Here is a 17,099-nt window from a genome sequence, read left to right as displayed (position 1 = left end):
CCATGGCCGTGTTCGACCCTGATCTGCAGCCCTCCAGCGACCGCGGCCACCTGCTCACCGAGCAGAGCAACCGGCGCAGTTCACGCCTGGATCAGCTCGACACCCTGGCGCTGGTGGAGTTGTTTGCAGACGAGGATCGTCGCCCCCAGGAGGCTGTTGCCGCTGTGGCTCCGGCGCTAGCCCAGGCGGTTGATGCCGTTGCCGAGCGCCTCCGTGCCGGCGGCCGGCTCTTCTACCTGGGTGCTGGCACCTCCGGACGGCTGGGGGTGTTGGATGCCGCGGAATGTCCGCCCACCTTCTGCAGTGATCCCCAGCAGGTGCAAGGTGTTCTCGCCGGTGGTTCCGCTGCGTTGCTGCGCAGCTCGGAAGGGCTCGAGGACATTGAGGCCGCCGGACGTGCAGACCTCGAGGAGCGGGGCTTCTGTGCCAAGGATTGCCTGGTGGGCATCGCCGCAGGCGGCACCACCCCCTACGTGCGCGGTGGGCTGGCGTTTGCCAAAAGCATCGGTGCCCTCGCCATCGCCATGGCCTGCGTTCCAACGGAGCAGGCGCCCCTTCCCTGCGACATCGACATCCGCCTGCTCACGGGACCTGAATTGCTCACGGGATCCACCCGGATGAAGGCTGGAACCGCCACAAAACTGGCCTTGAACACCCTCTCCACCGCCGTGATGGTGAAGCTGGGCAAGGTCTACGGCAACCGCATGGTGGATGTGGCCGCCAGCAACAGCAAACTGGTGGACCGTTCCCTGCGGATCCTGCGGGATCTTGCCGGTGTGGATCGGGAGCGGGGGCTGACGCTGCTGGAGGAGGCCGGCGGATCGGTGAAACTCGCCCTGTTGATGGCCGCTGCAGCCTTGTCGGTGGACCAGGCCAAGGCTCTTCTGCAGCAGCACAACCAACAGCTGCGACCTGCCTTGGCCGCCTGCGGCGCTCAGCTGGCGGAAGCCTGATCGAACGGTCCCCAGTAGGGGGCGGTGAACAGATCAAGGTTGAACCGGGTCTGTTCCGGGACTTGATCTTTGGGGGTGATCAGGGCATTGGCGAGGGCTGTGTGGGCCGGCGAGGCGGGAGGGTCCTGTTTGAGCCGCTGCATCAATCCACTCAGGATCGGTTCGGTGGCTGAGGCATTGGCCTGAAGGTTGCCGATCACCATCTCCACCGAGACGGCGTCGTGATCCTCATGCCAGCAGTCGAAGTCGGTGACCATGCTCAGGGAGGCATAGGCCAGTTCGGCTTCCCGGGCTAGACGGGCTTCGGTGTGATTGGTCATCCCGATCACCGAACAATCCCAGGAGCGGTAGAGCTTGCTTTCGGCCCGGGTGGAGAAGGCGGGGCCCTCCATGCAGAGATAGGTGCCACCGCGGTGCAGCCGTCGACCCTCCGGCAAACCCTGTTCGGCGGCATCGGCCAACAGGGCACTCAAATTGGGGCAGAAGGGGTCCGCAAGGCTGACGTGGGCCACGCAGCCGTTGCCGAAGAAACTGGCGGGCCGGTCACGGGTGCGGTCGATGAACTGATCGGGCACGACCATGTCGCGCGGCTGCAGATGCTCCAGCAGCGACCCCACCGCCGAGAGCGAGATCAGCCAGCGCACCCCCAGGGAACGCATCGCCCAGATGTTGGCCCGGTAGGGCACTTCACTGGGAAGCAGATGGTGATGGCGGCCGTGGCGGGCCAGGAAGACGGTCTCGACCCCCTCGAGCTCTCCCAGGCGCAGTTGATCGGATGGTGCCCCGAAGGGTGTGTCGACCGTGCGTTCCTCAACCTGGCGCAAGCCGGGGATCGAATAGAGGCCGCTGCCGCCGATCACACCGACGCGGGCTTGGGAGAGGTCGGGCATGGTCGGCGTCTCTTTACACTCCAATTTTGCTCGCGCCACCATGACCAAGGCCTTGATGGACACTGAAGCAGGCCTGATCGAGCTCGAGCTGTTCGAAGCCGATGCCCCAAACACCGTCGCCAACTTCGTGAAGCTGGCCAAGGATGGCTTCTACGACGGTCTGGCCTTTCACCGCGTCATCCCCGGCTTCATGGCCCAAGGGGGATGCCCCAACAGCCGTGAAGGCGCCCGCGGCATGGCCGGTACCGGCGGCCCTGGCTACCAGATCGATTGCGAGATCAACCAGCAGAAGCACCAGGCCGGCACACTGGCTATGGCCCATGCCGGTCGCAACACCGGCGGCTCGCAGTTCTACATCTGCCATGAGGCCCAGCCTCACCTCGATGGCGTGCACACCGTGTTCGGCCACACCGGCAACATGGATGTGGTGCTGAAGCTGGCCAACGGCTCCAAGATCAACAAAGTGACGATCCAGGAAGGCTGATCAGCTCCGGGTCCAATGCAGCAGTGACGGGCCGTTTTCCAGCAGTTCGTCACTGCCCAGGTTGATCAACTCATTGAGTTGATGTTCCACCCGTTCCAGGGTCTGGGGCGGGTGCAATGCCATCCGCTCCGTGGGAACGCGCATCAGACCCACCCGCTCGGTGGCCGCCAGGGCCGCCAGGCTCTTCAGCAGGGGGGCTGCATCGGCGCCGTCGGGAATCAGTTTCCAGACGAATTGCGGTCGATCCCACAGCGCTAACAAGCGGGGTTCATGCAGGGCCTCAAGGCTGAAGCCATGGCGCTGGGCGATGGCTTCCACTTCCTGGCGAATGGTGGGCCAGCTTTCGGGGCCCACGTTCACCGCCAGGGCCAGCACCACACAGGGACTCTCGGATTCGAACAGATGCCCGAGCTTCTCCCGCTTGGCCGCCAGGTAGTCGGCGTTGTGGGCACCGGGGTCCATCACCAGAGGTATCCGCTCCTCCACCTGCAGGCCATAGCCGCCAAGGCCGGCAATCTTGCGGGGGTTATTGGTAAGCAACCGCAGCCGATGGATGCCGAGGTCGGAGAGGATCTGTGCGCCAACGCCGTAGTTGCGCAGATCCGCCGGGAAGCCAAGCCGCTCGTTGGCTTCAACGGTGTCGAGCCCGGCTTCCTGGAGGCTGTAGGCCTTCAATTTGTTGATCAGGCCGATGCCCCGCCCTTCCTGGCGCAAATAAACGACCACACCCTCGCCCTCCGCTTCGATCTGACGCAGGGCCGCCTCGAGCTGGGGCCGGCAGTCGCAGCGCAGTGAGCCGAAGGCATCGCCGGTGAGGCATTCGGAATGCATCCGCACCAGCACGGGTTCGCTCAGGGCATTGGGCTCACCCTTGATCAGGGCCACGTGTTCTGAGCCATCCAGTTCGTTGCGGTAGCCCACCGCCTGAAAGCTGCCGAAGCGGCTGGGCATCTGGGCCTGGGCCATGCGGCGAACGAAGCGCTCGTTCTCCAGCCGGTAGCGGATCAGGTCAGCAATGCTGATTAGCTTCAGCCCCCAGCGATCGGCGTAGCTGCGCAGCTCGGGCAAGCGGGCCATGGAGCCATCGCTGTTCTGGATTTCACAGATCACTCCGGAGGGGCTGAGGCCCGCCAGCTGAGCCAGATCCACGGCGGCTTCGGTGTGACCGGCCCGTTTGAGCACGCCGCCGGGACGGGCGCGCAGGGGAAAGATGTGCCCAGGGCGGCGCAGTTCCGCTGGCCGTGTGGCTGGGTTGAGGGCCACCTGAATCGTGGCGGCGCGGTCTTCGGCGGAGATGCCGGTGGTCACCCCATGTTCGATGCCGGCATCGATGCTCACGGTGAAGGCCGTTTCGTTGGCATCGGTGTTGCGGTCCACCATCAGCGGCAGATCCAGTTCGTCAAGCCTCTGCCCCTCCATGGCCAGACAGATCAGGCCCCGTGCCTCGGTGGCCATGAAGTTGATCGCTTCCGGGGTGGCGAATTGGGCCGCGCAGATCAGATCGCCTTCGTTCTCCCGTTGTTCGTCGTCCACCACGACAACGCATTCCCCATTGCGGATCGCCGCCAGGGCGTCGCTGATGGCATCAAACGCGATCGGTTCGTTCGCGGGGTCAAGGGAACTGGGGTTCAGGAGCCTGGTCGCCGGGAGATGACTTCATTATTGATCTCTGTACGATCAACCGCTGGCTGGTTGGTTCAATGGCAGGCAGGACAACGTCGGCGGTTGAAGCGATGGCATCGGTGAAGGGCGGACGGGTTGCTGTGATCGGCGCCTCCGGCTACGGCGGCCTGCAGACCATCCGTCTGCTTCAGGGCCACCCCGGCCTGTCTGTGAGTTTTCTTGGCGGTGAACGCAGTGCTGGCCAACGCTGGAGCTCCGTCTGCTCCTTCCTGCCCCTGCCGGATGACCCAACGGTGGAATCAGCGGATCCGGATCGGATTGCGGCCTGTTCCGATTTTGCTGTTCTGAGCCTCCCCAACGGCCTGGCCTGTCAGTTGGCACCGCAACTGCTGGAGCGGGGTGTGCGGGTGGTGGACCTCTCCGCCGACTTCCGCTACCGCTCCCTGGAGCAGTGGCTGCAGGTGTACGCCAAGGAGGCCGGCTCCCTCAACCGTCAGGACGCTGAACTCTGCAGCAGTGCCGTCTATGGCCTGCCGGAATGGAACGGCCCTGCCATCGCTGACGCGAAGCTTGTTGCTGCTCCGGGTTGCTTCCCCACCGCCAGCCTGCTGCCCCTGCTGCCGTTCCTCAAGCAGGGCCTGATCGAGACCAGCGGCATCATCATTGATGCCAAGACGGGCACCTCCGGCGGAGGGCGCGTGCCGAAAGAGGCGATGCTGCTTGCGGAGGCCTCGGAATCCATCGCGCCCTACGGCGTGATCGGCCATCGCCACACGTCAGAGATCGAGCAGATGGCGATGGAGGTGGCTGGCCAGGAGGTGCGGCTTCAGTTCACGCCGCATCTGGTGCCGATGGTGCGTGGTCTGCTGTCCACGGTGTATGCCCGCCTGCGCGACCCCGGTCTCACCGCCGAGGATTGCACCACGGTTCTGGAGGCGATCTACCGCCACCACCCATGTGTTCAGGTTCTGCCGGTGGGCACCTATCCCGCCACGAAGTGGGCGCGCCACACCAACCGTGCTCTGCTGTCGGTTCAGGTGGACACCCGCACCGGCCAGCTGGTGTTGATGAGTGCCATCGACAACCTGATCAAGGGTCAGGCCGGGCAGGGCGTGCAGTGCCTCAACCTGATGGCGGGCCTCGCTCAGGAGACGGGGCTGCCCCTGCAGTCGTTCTATCCCTGACGCCAGGTGGGCTTGAGCTCAGCCAGTGCCCTGGGCAGGAGCAGGTGTTCCTGCTCCTGAATTCGTTGGGCGAGCCTGGTGTGGTCATCCCCATCGAGAACGGGAACAGCGGCCTGGGCCAGGATCGGACCGGCATCCAGTTCCTCGGTGACGATGTGCACCGTGCAGCCGGTGACCTTCACCCCGGCCTCCAGGGCCTGCCCGATGGCATCCAGGCCACGGAAGCTGGGCAGCAGTGAGGGGTGGATGTTGATCAGGCGATCGGAATAGCCGCTGATCAGCACCTCGGTGACGATCCGCATCCACCCCGCCATCACCACCAGTTCCACCTGGTCGGCGCGGAACAGGCGCACCAGTTCGCCGTCCAGCTTGCGCCGGTCCTTGATCAGGCGATGGTCAAGCACCGACACCGGAATGCCGAGACGCTCCGCCCGCTGCTGGGCACCACAGCCCGGATTGTTCACCACCAGCCGCTGGATCCGCGCGTTGAGAGTCCCCGCCTGAATGGCCTGGGCCAGGGCCTCGAAGTTGCTGCCGCTTCCGGATGCCATCACCCCCAGCTGCAGCGGGGCCTGGTCAGCTCGATTGTTGTGGCTAGGGTCTGTCAAAGCGGGGTTCGGTCCATGTCCCATCTCTCCATCCTGCCGACTGTCTTCACCGACCTTGAGCGTCTGGTTCAGGCCCTGTGCGATGAGGGCTTCACGGTGGAGCGATCGACAAAATTGCAGGGTTTCGCGGACGACTCCCATACCGTTGATGTGCTCGCGTTTCAGGGCTCAGCCATGCCCCTGGGCTGGACCCAGCGGGTGGACGGAACAATCGTGATGCATGGCGACATCCAACGCATCAGCCGCCAGCCCGGGCTTGAACAGCGCCTGCAACGGGTGACCCGCCGCTACGCCCTGCTCCACGCCATGGACGAAGTGCGCCTTGGTGGCATGGGTTCCGCTGAGCTGATCCTGCAGACCAACTGACGTGTTCGAACCGGTTCAGATCCGGCTCGATCTGAGCCATCCCGAAACACAGACCATCGCGGTGTCCATCCAGTGGACACCGCAGACCCAACGCCAGACCTTCCAACTGCCGGTGTGGACACCGGGGTCGTACACGGTTCGTGATCACGCCCAGCACCTGCACAGCCTGCAGCTGCTGGCCAATGGTGAGGAGCTTCCGGTGCGTCGCATGGCGCCGCACCAGTGGCTCTGTGATCTGCCGGACCTGAGCCCGCTCACGCTCAACTATCAGCTTGAAGCCCGGGATCTCACCGTCCGCACCGGGTTGCTGGATCCTGATTTCGCATCGCTCTGCCTCGCTGCTGTGGCGATGGACATCGACGGCTGCCGCTGGTCACCGCACCACGTTGCCGTCACGGCTCCGGAGCACTGGAGTGTGCATCTGCCGCTGGAGCCCAGCTCTGAGGGCTGGGTTGCTGCCGATTTCGATGCCCTCGTGGACAGCCCGCTGCATGCGGGGCCGTTTCAGGCAGAACCCTTCATGGTGGAGGGCAAGACCCATGAGCTGTTGCTGATCGGAACGCCACCGATGGGCTGGCCGCCGAACTTCATCAGCGACATCGAAAAGGTGTGCAGTGCCACCTGTCGCTTGCTGGGAACCCCTCCCCCGGCGGGGGACCGCTACCAGCTTGTGCTGCAACTGCTTGATCAGGGTTACGGCGGCCTTGAACACGACCACAGTGCTGTGCTGCAGTTCAGCTGGTCGGCTCTGGCCAAGCCCAAGGGGTACCGGCAGCTGTTGCAGCTGATCGGCCATGAATACCTGCACCAGTGGAATGTGCGGCGGCTGCGGCCCGTTGAGCTTCGCCCCTATGACTACGGGCTGGCGGTGATCACCGAAGGCCTCTGGTTCGCCGAGGGAATCACCAGCTACTTCGACCTCAGCCTGCCCCTGCTGGCGGGATGTTCGGATCGACCGACCCTGCTCAAGGATCTGGGGGAGGAGCTGTCCAGCGTGCTGATGTCACCCGGTTGCTCGATCCAGTCGTTGGCGGCCAGTGCCCGTGAGGCGTGGATCAAGCTCTACAAAGCGACGCCAGCCTCACGGGACAGCCAGATCAGCTACTACCGCCTCGGTGCGGCGGTGGCCTTCTGCCTCGACGTGCGCCTGCGGCAGCGTGGCCACTCCATGGCCGCGATCCTGCGGGAGTTGTGGCAGGGCCTCGGCCGTCAGGCCCGTGGCTACAGCCGTGGTCACATCAAGGCGGCAGTGGCTCGACGGGATGGCGATCTTGCCTCGGATCTGGATCAATGGCTGGACCAGCCCGAAGCCCTGCCCCTGCTTGATTGCGTGAAGGCTCTGGGGCTGCGCATGGACCCTGTGCCGCTCAATCATCCCGATCATGGACTAACCCTCAAGGATGCTGAGGGCGCCGCTTTGATTCAGCGGGTGCGGCGTGACAGTCCCGGACAACAGGCAGGGCTTGTGGTGGGTGATGAGCTGTTGGCGATCAATGGCTACCGGGTGCGTCGCAGCAGTGACCTCCCAGTTCTGCTTGAGAAGCAGGAGTGTGTGCGCGTTACCTATTCACGACGCAGCCTGCTCAACGAGACCCAGCTCTTCCCTGATGCGGGTGTGGACCATTGGACGTTGGATTGGGATCCTGGGTGCACAACGGAACAACGGCAGTTGCGGGATCGATGGTTCGAGATCGTTTAAGCCGTTGCTGTAGCGGAGTGTTGAACCGCGTTGAGCAGCACCGGTCGCTCGCCATCAGCGGAGCTGCAGCGGGGGCGTTGGCTCTGGGACTGACCGGTTGGCTGTTGATGGATCAAGGGGAGCTCTCCCCTGTGGTGATCGAGCGTGGTCGCCAACGGGAGGACAACCCCTCCTCCTCGGTGCCGTTACCTCCTAAATCGCGCTCCTGGCGGTCGCCTCTGGCTCGTCAGTGTTCGGGTGTGGACACCGCTTTGCGGTCGCGGTTGAACCAGCTCGAGGCCCGCTCGGGTTCCTGGCGCTCGTTCGTCAAGATCGATCCAACCAATTTCGGAGAGCGCTACGACAAAGATGCCTACGGCCGTGTGATCGACGCCACGCCAAGGGTGGTGGTGCTTCACGAAACCGTTTACTCCCTGAGCTCCGCCTTGAACACTTTCATGACGCCCCACCCGCGGGATGAAGATCAGGTGAGTTATCACACGTTGGTGGGCCAAGACGGGCGCGTTCTGGATCTGGTGGATCCGTTGAGCCGGGCCTACGGCGCGGGGTATTCAGCCTTTCTGGGGGAGTGGGCGATCACCAACAAGAAACTCAAGGGCTCCGTCAACAACTTCGCCTTGCACCTGAGCCTGGAAACTCCGCCTTCGGGGGCGAATGCCTATGGATCCCATGCGGGCTACACCACGCAGCAATACGACGCGCTGGCCTTGGTCCTGTCCGGTTGGATTCGTTCCTTCAATCTGCCGCCGGCGGCGATCACCACCCATCGCCATGTGGATCTGGGCGGAGAACGGGGTGATCCCCGCAGTTTCGACTGGTCGAAACTTCAGACGCGGCTGGCGGCCCTCGGTGACCTCTGCGTGAGCTGAAGCGTCGTTAGCGTTCGCATCTCTGTGTACTGCGTCGGTGATAACGCTCCCCAGCGAAGATCTCGATCGAATCATCGAAATGGCCTGGGAAGACCGCACGCCCTTCGAGGCGATTGAATTTCAATTCGGACTTTCCGAGCCGCAGGTGATCGCACTGATGCGGCAAGAGATGAAAGCGTCATCGTTCAAGCTCTGGCGCAAGCGGGTCAGCGGCCGCAAAACCAAGCACGCCGTCACCAGCCGCTCCGATCGATTCCGGGCGAGCTGCCACAAGTGATTGGGGCCTGCTTTGGTTCAGCGCAACACGCCTCGCAGGATCCCTTCAACAAGGCCGGCCGGAATCATGCCCCGGCGGAAAACCGTGTGTGAGTTGCGGTAGCCCGGGCCTGAGATCAGGCCTGCAGCCACCTGCCCCATGACGCCGTCAAAAGGGGGAGTGTCATCGGAACGTCGGACCGTAGTGGTGAAGGCCCTGACGCAGCCATAGAAATCCCTGGCATCTCTGCACTGTGCTGCCACTTCGGCGTCCACCTGAGCCAGCGCTGCTGTTGGAACAATCAGGCCAAATGCCAGCAGGTGAAGGAGTTGTTTCATCGATCTGCCGTGCTGGATCGATGTTTCAACAGATAGGGGGGCGTTCACATCCTCCATATGGGGGAGAGGCAGAGCTGATGAACTCCCTCAACTGAGGGATAAGGAGACGAGGGATTGGGTTGGGCTGCTCATGCAGCCAAGTGCTCGTCATGGATCTTTAAACCGTGATGTCGGGATTCGGTTGGCGACCGCCGTAAATCAACCCGTGCAGTTCAGGGTCCTGCATGTAGCCCAACACCCGTGCTGGGTAATCCAATTTTCCGTTGTGGAGATAGGTGAGGGTGGCGATCGCCTTGGCATCCAGGTAGGAGCGACTCGCCTGCAGCATCAAGCCCTCCGGCAGACCAAGGGCCAGCTTCAGCCGTTGAAACTTGGCCGCCAGCAGGGTGATGTTCATTTCGGGGTCCAGCAATTGATTGCGGGCCCAGGTGATCTCCTCCTGCGTTGGGTTCGCCGGCAGCCGCTTCTGATGGATCAGTTCCGAAACGCTGATCTGGGCCGGTCCGTGGGTCTTCACCAGACCGGAATGGGCGATGAAGGGGAGGCTCTCCCCCGGCTTGGAGTGCTGAATTTCGTCGAAAAGAACGGCGGTGATCAGCATTGGGTTCACCTGATGTGCCGCTGCCTGGCGCAGGATCACTGGCTTCAGCTCGCGCAGGCGATCCAAGGTTGATGCGCGCAATGGTTGGAGCTGATCCATCCCGCTGGTGAACAGCTGGGCCAGCTGCGTCTGGGGGCCGTGCACCCCGAAGCGCCGTTGCAGCAGCTTCAGTTCTTCGGGTGAGAAATCTGTGGGCTCGAGCCTGTCCTCCACCACAAGTGGGGCTTGATCTCCAACCTCAACAACTGGGTGTGACCACTGACCAACCAGGAACAGGCTCGCTGCCGTCGCCAAGAGAGCTGTTGTCCATCGCAATGGCTCAGCCATGGGGGATGGAAATGGGGTCAGCGGAAGATGACATGAAACTAGCTGTGGTGTCCTTTCCCGTGGGCATCCCGTCAGATTCTGGATACGTTCGGCAGGACTGCACCGTCCGCCCGGCATGAGCTTTCCGGATTTCAACGCTTCCGACGCTCATATTCAGTGGCAGAGGTTCTGCGATCTCAGCTGGTATCACGATGATCTGGGCGTCTGGCTCGACATCAGCCGGATGCATGTGAACGCGACCGATCTGCAGCAGCTGCAGCCGCGAATGGACAAGGCGTTCGCAGCGATGCAGGAGTTGGAAGCCGGCGCCATCGCCAATCCCGATGAGCAGCGCCAGGTGGGGCATTACTGGCTTCGCACCCCTGAACTCGCTCCCTCATCAGAGCTTCAACAGCACATCTCCAGGGAAATCGATCTGATCGCGGCCTTTGGGCGCGATGTGATCAACGGAACGATCAAGGCCCCCAACGGCGAAGCCTTCACCGATGTGCTCTGGATCGGCATCGGCGGCAGTGGCCTGGGACCCGCCTTGATGATCAAGGCGCTCCAGAACCCGGGCGAGGGGCTTCCGTTTCACTTCTTCGACAACGTCGATCCCAATGGGATGAGCAACGTCCTGGCGGGGTTGGAGGGTCGTCTCGACCGCACCCTGGTGGTGACGGTGAGCAAGTCGGGGGGAACGCCTGAACCCCACCTCGGCATGGAGCAGGCTCGCCACCGCCTCGAGGCCGCTGGGGGCCAGTGGGCCGGCCAGGCCGTTGCCGTGACGATGCTCGACAGCAAGCTGGATCAGCAGGCCCAGAAGGAAGCTTGGCTCAAGCGCTTCGACATGTTCGATTGGGTGGGGGGGCGCACCAGCATCACCAGTGCCGTCGGCCTGCTGCCCGGTGCCTTGATTGGCTGCGACATCCGCGATTTCCTCACCGGCGCCTCTCAGATGGATGCCGCCACCCGCGCCGCGGATCTCCGCCGCAATCCAGCCGCCCTGATGGCCGCTTCCTGGTTCGTGGCTGGTGGTGGTCGCGGTCAGCGCGACATGGTTGTTCTGCCCTACCGCGATCGTCTGGAGGTGTTCAGCCGTTACCTCCAGCAGCTGGTGATGGAATCCCTGGGCAAGCGCCTGGATCGCAACGGTGACGTGGTGCATCAGGGCATCGCTGTTTACGGCAACAAAGGCTCCACCGACCAGCACGCCTATGTGCAGCAGCTGCGCGACGGTGTCGACAATTTCTTCGCCACCTTCATCGAGGTGCTCGAAGACGTGAGCGACATCCCCACGCTTGGCGGGGAATGCCCCGGCGACTTCCTTGATGGTTTCCTGCAGGGCACCCGCTCAGCCCTTACCGAGGGTGGCCGCCAGAGCATGACGATCAGCATGCGCCGCTTTGATGCACGCCGTCTCGGCGCCTTGATCGCTCTGTTCGAGCGTGCCGTCGGTCTCTACGGCGAACTGGTGAACATCAACGCCTACCACCAGCCCGGAGTGGAAGCCGGCAAGAAGGCAGCGGCAGCGATTCTCGACCTTCAAGGTCGTGTGGAAGCGATCCTGGCCGACGGTGTGGCCCGCTCCGCCGATGAAATCCGCCTGGCCCTCGGGGATGGCACCGATGAATCCATCTTCTGGATTCTGCGTCACCTCACCGGCAACCAGCGCGGCTTCAGTGCCCAGGGCGACTGGAGCCAGCCCGCCTCGATGCGTTTCAGCAAAGGCTGATCCCGCCTGGGATCAGGGCACCAGGTTCACCAGTTTTCCGGGGACCACGATCACCCGACGGGGGGCTGCACCCTCCAACCATTTTTCGGCCACATCACTGGCTAGGGCGAGCCGTTCCAGCTCCTCCTTGTCTGCGGAGGCCGGAACCTGCAGTTTGCCCCGCACCTTGCCCTTCACCTGGATCACCACTTCAACGCTGTCCTGTACCAGTGCCGTTGGATCCAGAACCGGCCAGCTTTGACGGTGCACGCTGCCGCTTCCCCCCAGACGGCTCCAGAACTCCTCCGCCAGATGTGGCGCGAACGGAGCCAGGAGGCGAACCAGTCCGGAAAGAGTTTCCTGCAACACAGGTGCACTCAGGGCCTCGATGCCCGTGGAGCTGATGGCATTGGAGAGCTTCATCAGCTCGGAGATGGCCGTGTTCAGCTGGATCTCGTCGCTGAGGTCCTCGCTGACGGCTTCGATGGCCAGGTGCAGCGCCCGACGTACGTCGCTGTCGGCATCGCTCAGATTGGCCGGCCGTTGCATCGGCTCGAGTGAGTCGATGCGGGCAGCACCGGCCTCAACAAGGCGCCAAAGCCGTTGCAGGAAGCGGAACTGGCCCTCCACATCGGCGTCATCCCACTCCAGATCCTTCTCAGGCGGTGCCTTGAACAGGATGAACATGCGGGCTGTGTCTGCGCCGTAGCGGTCGATCACTGCTGCGGGGTCAACGCCGTTGTATTTCGACTTCGACATCTTCTCGAACAACACCTCGAGCTTGTCGCCGGTGTTGGGATCCCGGGGGTCTTCGGGATCTGCCACGTCCGCTGGAGCGATGTACTTGCCGGTTGTCGCATTGCGGTAGGTGATTCCCTGCACCATGCCCTGGGTGAGGAGCCGTTCAAACGGTTCGTTGATGTCGACCAGGCCGCGATCCTTCAGCGCCTTGGTGAAGAAACGGGCGTAGAGCAGGTGCAGGATCGCGTGTTCGATGCCGCCCACGTATTGCTTCACCGGCAACCAGCGGTTCACCGCCTCCTTGCTGAAGGGTTTCTCGGTGTTGTGGGGATCGGCGAAGCGCAGGAAATACCAGGAGGAACACATGAAGGTGTCCATGGTGTCTGTTTCCCGCTTGGCCGGCTTGCCGCAGCAGGGGCAGGCCACATTCACCCAGTCGCTCTGCTGGCTCAGGGGCGAACCGCCCTTTCCAGAGAGATCAATGCCCCGGGGCAGCTCCACCGGAAGGTCCTCGCGGGGCACCGGAACAGCACCGCAGTCATCGCAGTGGATGACGGGAATGGGGCAGCCCCAGTAGCGCTGGCGTGAGATCAGCCAGTCGCGCAGGCGATAGGTGACCTTGCTCCGTGCCCAGCCCTGCTCTGCGCCGTGGCCGGTGATGGCGCCCTTGGCTTCGCTGGAGGCCGTGCCATCGAAGCTGCCGGAGTTGACCAGTGTTCCGGCCTCAGTCCAGGCCTGACCGGCCGCGATGGCTTCAGCAGCTCCCTCGGCGTCGATCACCTGCTGGATCGGCAGACCATTCGACCGGGCAAAGGCGATGTCGCGTTGGTCGTGGGCCGGCACGCCCATTACGGCGCCCGTGCCGTACTCGGCCAGCACGTAGTCGGCGATCCACACCGGCAGCACTGCCCCCGTCAGGGGGTTGATCACGTGACTGCCGATGGGCACCCCCCGTTTGGGACTGTCATCACTGGTGCGTTCGATCGCGCTCAGACGAGCCACCTCCTTGCGGAAGGCCTCCACCGTGCCCTTCTGTTCAGAGCTGGTGAGGCTGTCCACCAGCTCGTTTTCCGGTGCCAGCACCACGTAGCTCGCCCCAGCGAGGGTGTCGGGCCGAGTTGTGAACACCGTGATCGTCTGATCTTGTGCTCCTTCAACGCTGAAGCTGATCTCCGCCCCTTCCGAGCGGCCGATCCAGTTGGCCTGCATTGTGCGCACTCGTTCCGGCCAGCCCTTGAGGGCGTCCAGGTCGTTGAGCAGCGGCTCGGCGTAGTCGGTGATGCGCAGGAACCACTGGTTCAGTTGGCGTTGTTCCACCAGAGCTCCGGATCGCCAGGAGCGGCCGTCACCATCCACCTGCTCATTCGCCAGCACGGTTTGGTCGACGGGATCCCAGTTGACGGTGGCGTTCTTGCGATAGGCCAGCCCCCCTTCGAGCAGTTCAAGGAACAGCCACTGGGTCCAGCGGTAGTAGTCGCTGTGGCAGGTCGCCTGTTCGCGGCTCCAATCGATCGAAAGGCCAAGGCGATCCAGCTGCGCCCGCATCTGATCGATGTTGCGGTCGGTCCACTCGCCGGGGTCCACATTGCGTTCGATAGCCGCGTTTTCAGCGGGGAGTCCGAAGGCATCCCAGCCCATCGGATGCAGCACCGCATGGCCCCGCATGCGTTGCACCCGGGCGATCACATCGGTGATCACGTAGTTGCGCACATGGCCCATGTGCAGGCTTCCCGAGGGGTACGGGAACATCGACAGGGCAAAGAATCCGGGCTTCTCACCAGCTTCTTCTGTGGTATCCACCCCATCCGCCTTCCAACTCTCCTGCCAGCGCTGCTCCAGCGCGGTGGGGTCATAACGACCGGTCTGGGCACTGGCGTCGACGGCAGGGTTGGCAGCGTTCACGGAACCAGCGCTCGGCAAGGTTGCGATCGTGCCACATGCCTGGTGTTCAGCCGAGGGAGCGGATCACGCTGATCTGCCGACGGTTGATCAGCACGGGCCGGCTCGCACCCGCCCGTTCGATGGCCAGAAATTCAGGGTCCTGCCAGATCAGACGCCCCTCGATGGGCTCCTGTCCCACCACACCAATGCTTAGGGGGAGCTGTTCACGAATCCAGCTCTGCAGCAACCGAACCCCCGGAAGGCTTGGATCGAGTGGAGATGTCTCCATAGGATTCGGGGGCAATACCGGCCACGCATGCTGCAGTTCAGCAAATATCAGGGACTTGGCAACGACTTCCTGATCGTTGAAGGCCGGCAGGGACAACTGCCCGATGCCATCAGCAATCCCGATCCCGCCTGGGTACGGCGCATCTGTGATCGGCGCTTCGGCGTTGGTGGCGATGGCCTGATTCTGGCGCTGCCTCCTCAGGCGGAGGGAGAACTGCGGATGCGGATTCTCAATGCCGATGGCAGTGAGGCCGAAATGTGTGGCAACGGCATTCGCTGCCTGGCCCGCTACCTGGCCGACACCGACGGTGATCCCCCAGGCCGCCGCTGGGACATCGAAACCCTGGCGGGAATGATTCGCCCCGAACTGATGGCCGATGGCCAGTTGCGGGTGGACATGGGTCCTCCTTTCCTCACCTCCGAGGGCATCCCCACAACCCTGATGCCCGAAGACGGCCTGCCGCAAGGGGTGCTGCTGCTGGAGGGAGAACAACTGAAGGTGGCGGCCGTTGGCATGGGCAATCCCCATGTGGTGGTGCCCGTCGACGACCTGGCCAGCATTCCCTTTGATGCCTGGGGTGCTGCCCTGGAGGTCCATCCGGCCTTCCCGGCCAAGACCAACGTTCATTTTCTCCAGGTGCACAGCCGTGAGCGGCTGGAGATCCGGGTCTGGGAACGGGGTGCTGGCCCGACCCTGGCCTGCGGCACCGGTGCCTGCGCCACCCTGGTGGCGGCGGTGCTGCTGGGCCTCGCCGATGACTGCGCCGAGGTGGTGCTGCCCGGCGGTCCGCTGATGATTGAGTGGCGTGATCGCACCGGTTCCGTGCTGATGACGGGACCCGCCGAAGCGGTGTTTGACGGGGTGCTGACGCCCGATCTGGTGCCGGCAGGATCCTCGATGGCTTCGACCAGCGAAGCCCCTGCCGCTCCACCTGCGCCGACGGCCGCAACCGACTTCGATTGCTCCAAGGATTGCGCTGACCAGTGTCAGCGCCCCGACCGCTGCCTCCGCGATGAGGCGCAGCAGAAGGTGCAGGCTTTCCTCAGCAGCACGTCCCTCGACTCGATGCTGAATCTCGCCAGTGAGTCCCTGGAGCAGCGCACCAAGGCGCGGTTCGAGCGTGGCACCCCCTGAGCTCTACCTGGACGCTGCTGCCACGACACCGCCCCTGCCGGCGGTGATCGCGGTGATGCAGCAGCTCCAGCAAACGGCCTGGGCCAACCCCAGCAGCCTCCATGGGGCTGGGTTGGTAGCAGCGGAAGCTCTGGAGCGAGCGCGCTGGTGTATCGCCGAGCGCTTCGCTGTCAATCCTGACCATTTGATCGTCACCTCAGGGGCGACGGAATCCGTGCACCTTGCCTTGCTCGGCAGTGCCGCCGGTCTTGTCCCGGGCCGGTTGGTGATCTCTGCGGTGGAGCATCCGGCGGTGGTCGCTGCTGCGCACCAACTGGAAGCCCTCGGCTGGAGCATTGCCGAATGGCCCGTTGATGGGCAGGGCGTACTTCGGCTCGATCAACTCGATCGGTTGTTGTCCGCTCCAACCCGATTGGTTTCACTGATTGCAGCCCAGGGCGAGGTGGGTGCACTTCAACCGATCAGCACGATCGCTCGGGCCTGCCGCGAGCGCGGAATCGTCATCCACAGCGATGCCACCCAGCTTGTGCCCCAGGGTTGCTTCGCCTTCGAGCGACTCGGCGTTGATCTGCTGACCCTCTCCGCCCACAAGTTCCGCGGCCCCCGGGGCGTGGGCCTGTTGATTCGGGCACCGGGTGTGGACCTTTCACCGCTTCAGGGCGGCGGTGGACAGGAGCACGGCCTGCGCTCCGGTACCGAACCTGTTGCGTTGGTGGGTGGCATGGCCGAAGCCCTGATGGCCCTTCCCAGCTTTGACCCCGTCAGCCAGCACGTTCCACCGGGCAGCTCAACCCAGATCCGTCGTCAACGGGATCAACTGCTCGATCGCCTGCTGGAACTACCCCAGCTTCAGCTCTGCGGCCCTTCTCCCGATCAGCGTCTCCCCCATCACATCGCGCTGTTGGCCAAAACCGTTGGTGGACAGCCGCTGCCCGGACGCGATCTGGTGCGACGGCTGGCGGCGGCGGGGGTGGCCTGCAGCAGCGGCAGTGCCTGCAGCAGTGGCAGCAGTGCTGACAGTGCTGTGCTCACGGCCATGGGCATTCCTGGGCCTGAACGTCAGTCGGGCCTGCGGTTGACCCTTGGCTCCTGGTTGTCGGATCAGGATCTCGACGCCGTTCCCGGCCGTTTTGCATCCGTGCTCCAGGCATTTTCCTGACATG

At 63.7% G+C, this 17,099-nt stretch carries 17 protein-coding genes; 10 read left to right on the top strand and 7 right to left on the bottom strand.

Translation table 11 applies throughout. From position 1 onward, the window contains the following. The first annotated feature begins 2 nt into the window (after positions 1-2). A complete protein-coding gene (murQ, locus tag SynRS9907_RS07175; protein WP_188020503.1) occupies positions 3-953 on the top strand; it encodes an N-acetylmuramic acid 6-phosphate etherase in 951 nt (316 codons plus the stop codon). Here the strand turns inward: murQ and mtnP are convergent. Beyond that, the gene (mtnP, locus tag SynRS9907_RS07170; protein ID WP_370586634.1) at positions 935-1,885 is read right to left on the bottom strand and encodes an S-methyl-5'-thioadenosine phosphorylase; all 951 of its coding nucleotides are present in this window, start codon (positions 1,883-1,885) and stop codon (positions 935-937) included. The genes murQ and mtnP overlap by 19 nt on opposite strands. Here mtnP and SynRS9907_RS07165 point away from each other — a divergent pair. Continuing rightward, positions 1,884-2,327 carry a peptidylprolyl isomerase gene (locus tag SynRS9907_RS07165; protein WP_114989232.1) on the top strand — a complete coding sequence of 148 codons (444 nt, stop codon included), beginning with the start codon at positions 1,884-1,886 and terminating at the stop codon, positions 2,325-2,327. The two genes, mtnP and SynRS9907_RS07165, sit on opposite strands and share 2 nt — an antisense overlap. Here the strand turns inward: SynRS9907_RS07165 and ribBA are convergent, their stop codons facing one another. Further along, on the bottom strand, positions 2,328-3,923 hold the full coding sequence (ribBA, locus tag SynRS9907_RS07160; protein ID WP_188022388.1) for a bifunctional 3,4-dihydroxy-2-butanone-4-phosphate synthase/GTP cyclohydrolase II: 1,596 nt from the start codon (positions 3,921-3,923) through the stop codon (positions 2,328-2,330). 137 nt (positions 3,924-4,060) lie between these two features. Between ribBA and argC the strand changes: the two genes are divergently transcribed. Then, positions 4,061-5,134 carry an N-acetyl-gamma-glutamyl-phosphate reductase gene (gene argC, locus SynRS9907_RS07155; protein WP_188022387.1) on the top strand — a complete coding sequence of 358 codons (1,074 nt, stop codon included), beginning with the start codon at positions 4,061-4,063 and terminating at the stop codon, positions 5,132-5,134. On the opposite strand, the gene purN is transcribed toward argC, so the two are convergent. Beyond that, positions 5,125-5,685 carry a phosphoribosylglycinamide formyltransferase gene (gene purN, locus SynRS9907_RS07150; RefSeq protein WP_223157650.1) on the bottom strand — a complete coding sequence of 187 codons (561 nt, stop codon included), beginning with the start codon at positions 5,683-5,685 and terminating at the stop codon, positions 5,125-5,127. The two genes, argC and purN, sit on opposite strands and share 10 nt — an antisense overlap. Before the next feature lie 72 nt (positions 5,686-5,757). Here purN and SynRS9907_RS07145 point away from each other — a divergent pair, with 72 nt between their 5' ends. The 4 genes from SynRS9907_RS07145 to SynRS9907_RS07130 are packed head-to-tail and all read left to right on the top strand — an operon-like array spanning position 5,758 to position 8,953. Beyond that, complete coding sequence (locus SynRS9907_RS07145; RefSeq protein WP_188020500.1) at positions 5,758-6,108, top strand: DUF1257 domain-containing protein; 351 nt, start codon at positions 5,758-5,760, stop codon at positions 6,106-6,108. Between the two features lies 1 nt (position 6,109). Then, entirely contained in the window at positions 6,110-7,807 is a 1,698-nt protein-coding gene (locus SynRS9907_RS07140) for a M61 family metallopeptidase (RefSeq protein WP_188020499.1), read from the top strand. Then, a complete protein-coding gene (locus tag SynRS9907_RS07135) occupies positions 7,789-8,676 on the top strand; it encodes an N-acetylmuramoyl-L-alanine amidase (RefSeq protein ID WP_188020498.1) in 888 nt (295 codons plus the stop codon). The genes SynRS9907_RS07140 and SynRS9907_RS07135 overlap by 19 nt, the downstream gene beginning before the upstream one ends. 37 nt (positions 8,677-8,713) lie before the next feature. Further along, positions 8,714-8,953: a TIGR03643 family protein gene (locus tag SynRS9907_RS07130; RefSeq protein WP_188020497.1), complete on the top strand. Its 240-nt coding sequence runs from the start codon at positions 8,714-8,716 to the stop codon at positions 8,951-8,953. Between the two features lie 17 nt (positions 8,954-8,970). Here the strand turns inward: SynRS9907_RS07130 and SynRS9907_RS07125 are convergent, their stop codons facing one another. Further along, positions 8,971-9,270, bottom strand: a complete 300-nt coding sequence (locus SynRS9907_RS07125; RefSeq protein WP_255445815.1) for a hypothetical protein — start codon at positions 9,268-9,270, stop codon at positions 8,971-8,973. Between the two features lie 157 nt (positions 9,271-9,427). Beyond that, a complete protein-coding gene (locus tag SynRS9907_RS07120) occupies positions 9,428-10,198 on the bottom strand; it encodes a helicase DnaB (RefSeq protein ID WP_188020496.1) in 771 nt (256 codons plus the stop codon). A gap of 115 nt (positions 10,199-10,313) precedes the next feature. Between SynRS9907_RS07120 and SynRS9907_RS07115 the strand changes: the two genes are divergently transcribed. Further along, positions 10,314-11,912 (top strand): glucose-6-phosphate isomerase, encoded by a 1,599-nt coding sequence (locus SynRS9907_RS07115; protein ID WP_188020495.1) that lies wholly within the window; start codon positions 10,314-10,316, stop codon positions 11,910-11,912. Between the two features lie 12 nt (positions 11,913-11,924). Here SynRS9907_RS07115 and leuS read toward each other — a convergent pair whose 3' ends face one another. Both leuS and SynRS9907_RS07105 read right to left on the bottom strand, forming a co-directional pair. Further along, the gene (leuS, locus tag SynRS9907_RS07110; protein ID WP_188020494.1) at positions 11,925-14,534 is read right to left on the bottom strand and encodes a leucine--tRNA ligase; all 2,610 of its coding nucleotides are present in this window, start codon (positions 14,532-14,534) and stop codon (positions 11,925-11,927) included. 46 nt (positions 14,535-14,580) lie between these two features. After that, the gene (locus tag SynRS9907_RS07105) at positions 14,581-14,802 is read right to left on the bottom strand and encodes a hypothetical protein (RefSeq protein ID WP_114989222.1); all 222 of its coding nucleotides are present in this window, start codon (positions 14,800-14,802) and stop codon (positions 14,581-14,583) included. A gap of 27 nt (positions 14,803-14,829) precedes the next feature. Here SynRS9907_RS07105 and dapF point away from each other — a divergent pair, with 27 nt between their 5' ends. Together dapF and SynRS9907_RS07095 are read left to right on the top strand one after the other, a co-directional pair. Next, on the top strand, positions 14,830-15,936 hold the full coding sequence (gene dapF, locus SynRS9907_RS07100) for a diaminopimelate epimerase (RefSeq protein WP_188020493.1): 1,107 nt from the start codon (positions 14,830-14,832) through the stop codon (positions 15,934-15,936). Next, positions 15,923-17,095, top strand: a complete 1,173-nt coding sequence (locus tag SynRS9907_RS07095) for a cysteine desulfurase family protein (RefSeq protein ID WP_188022385.1) — start codon at positions 15,923-15,925, stop codon at positions 17,093-17,095. Before dapF ends, SynRS9907_RS07095 begins: the two co-directional genes overlap by 14 nt. Positions 17,096-17,099: the final 4 nt, after the last annotated feature.

The organism is Synechococcus sp. RS9907, from assembly GCF_014279615.1.
In the GTDB taxonomy this organism is placed as follows: domain Bacteria; phylum Cyanobacteriota; class Cyanobacteriia; order PCC-6307; family Cyanobiaceae; genus Parasynechococcus.
The sequence above is the reverse complement of the archived record's forward strand: the minus strand, read 5'-3'. Positions and strand labels throughout refer to the sequence as shown.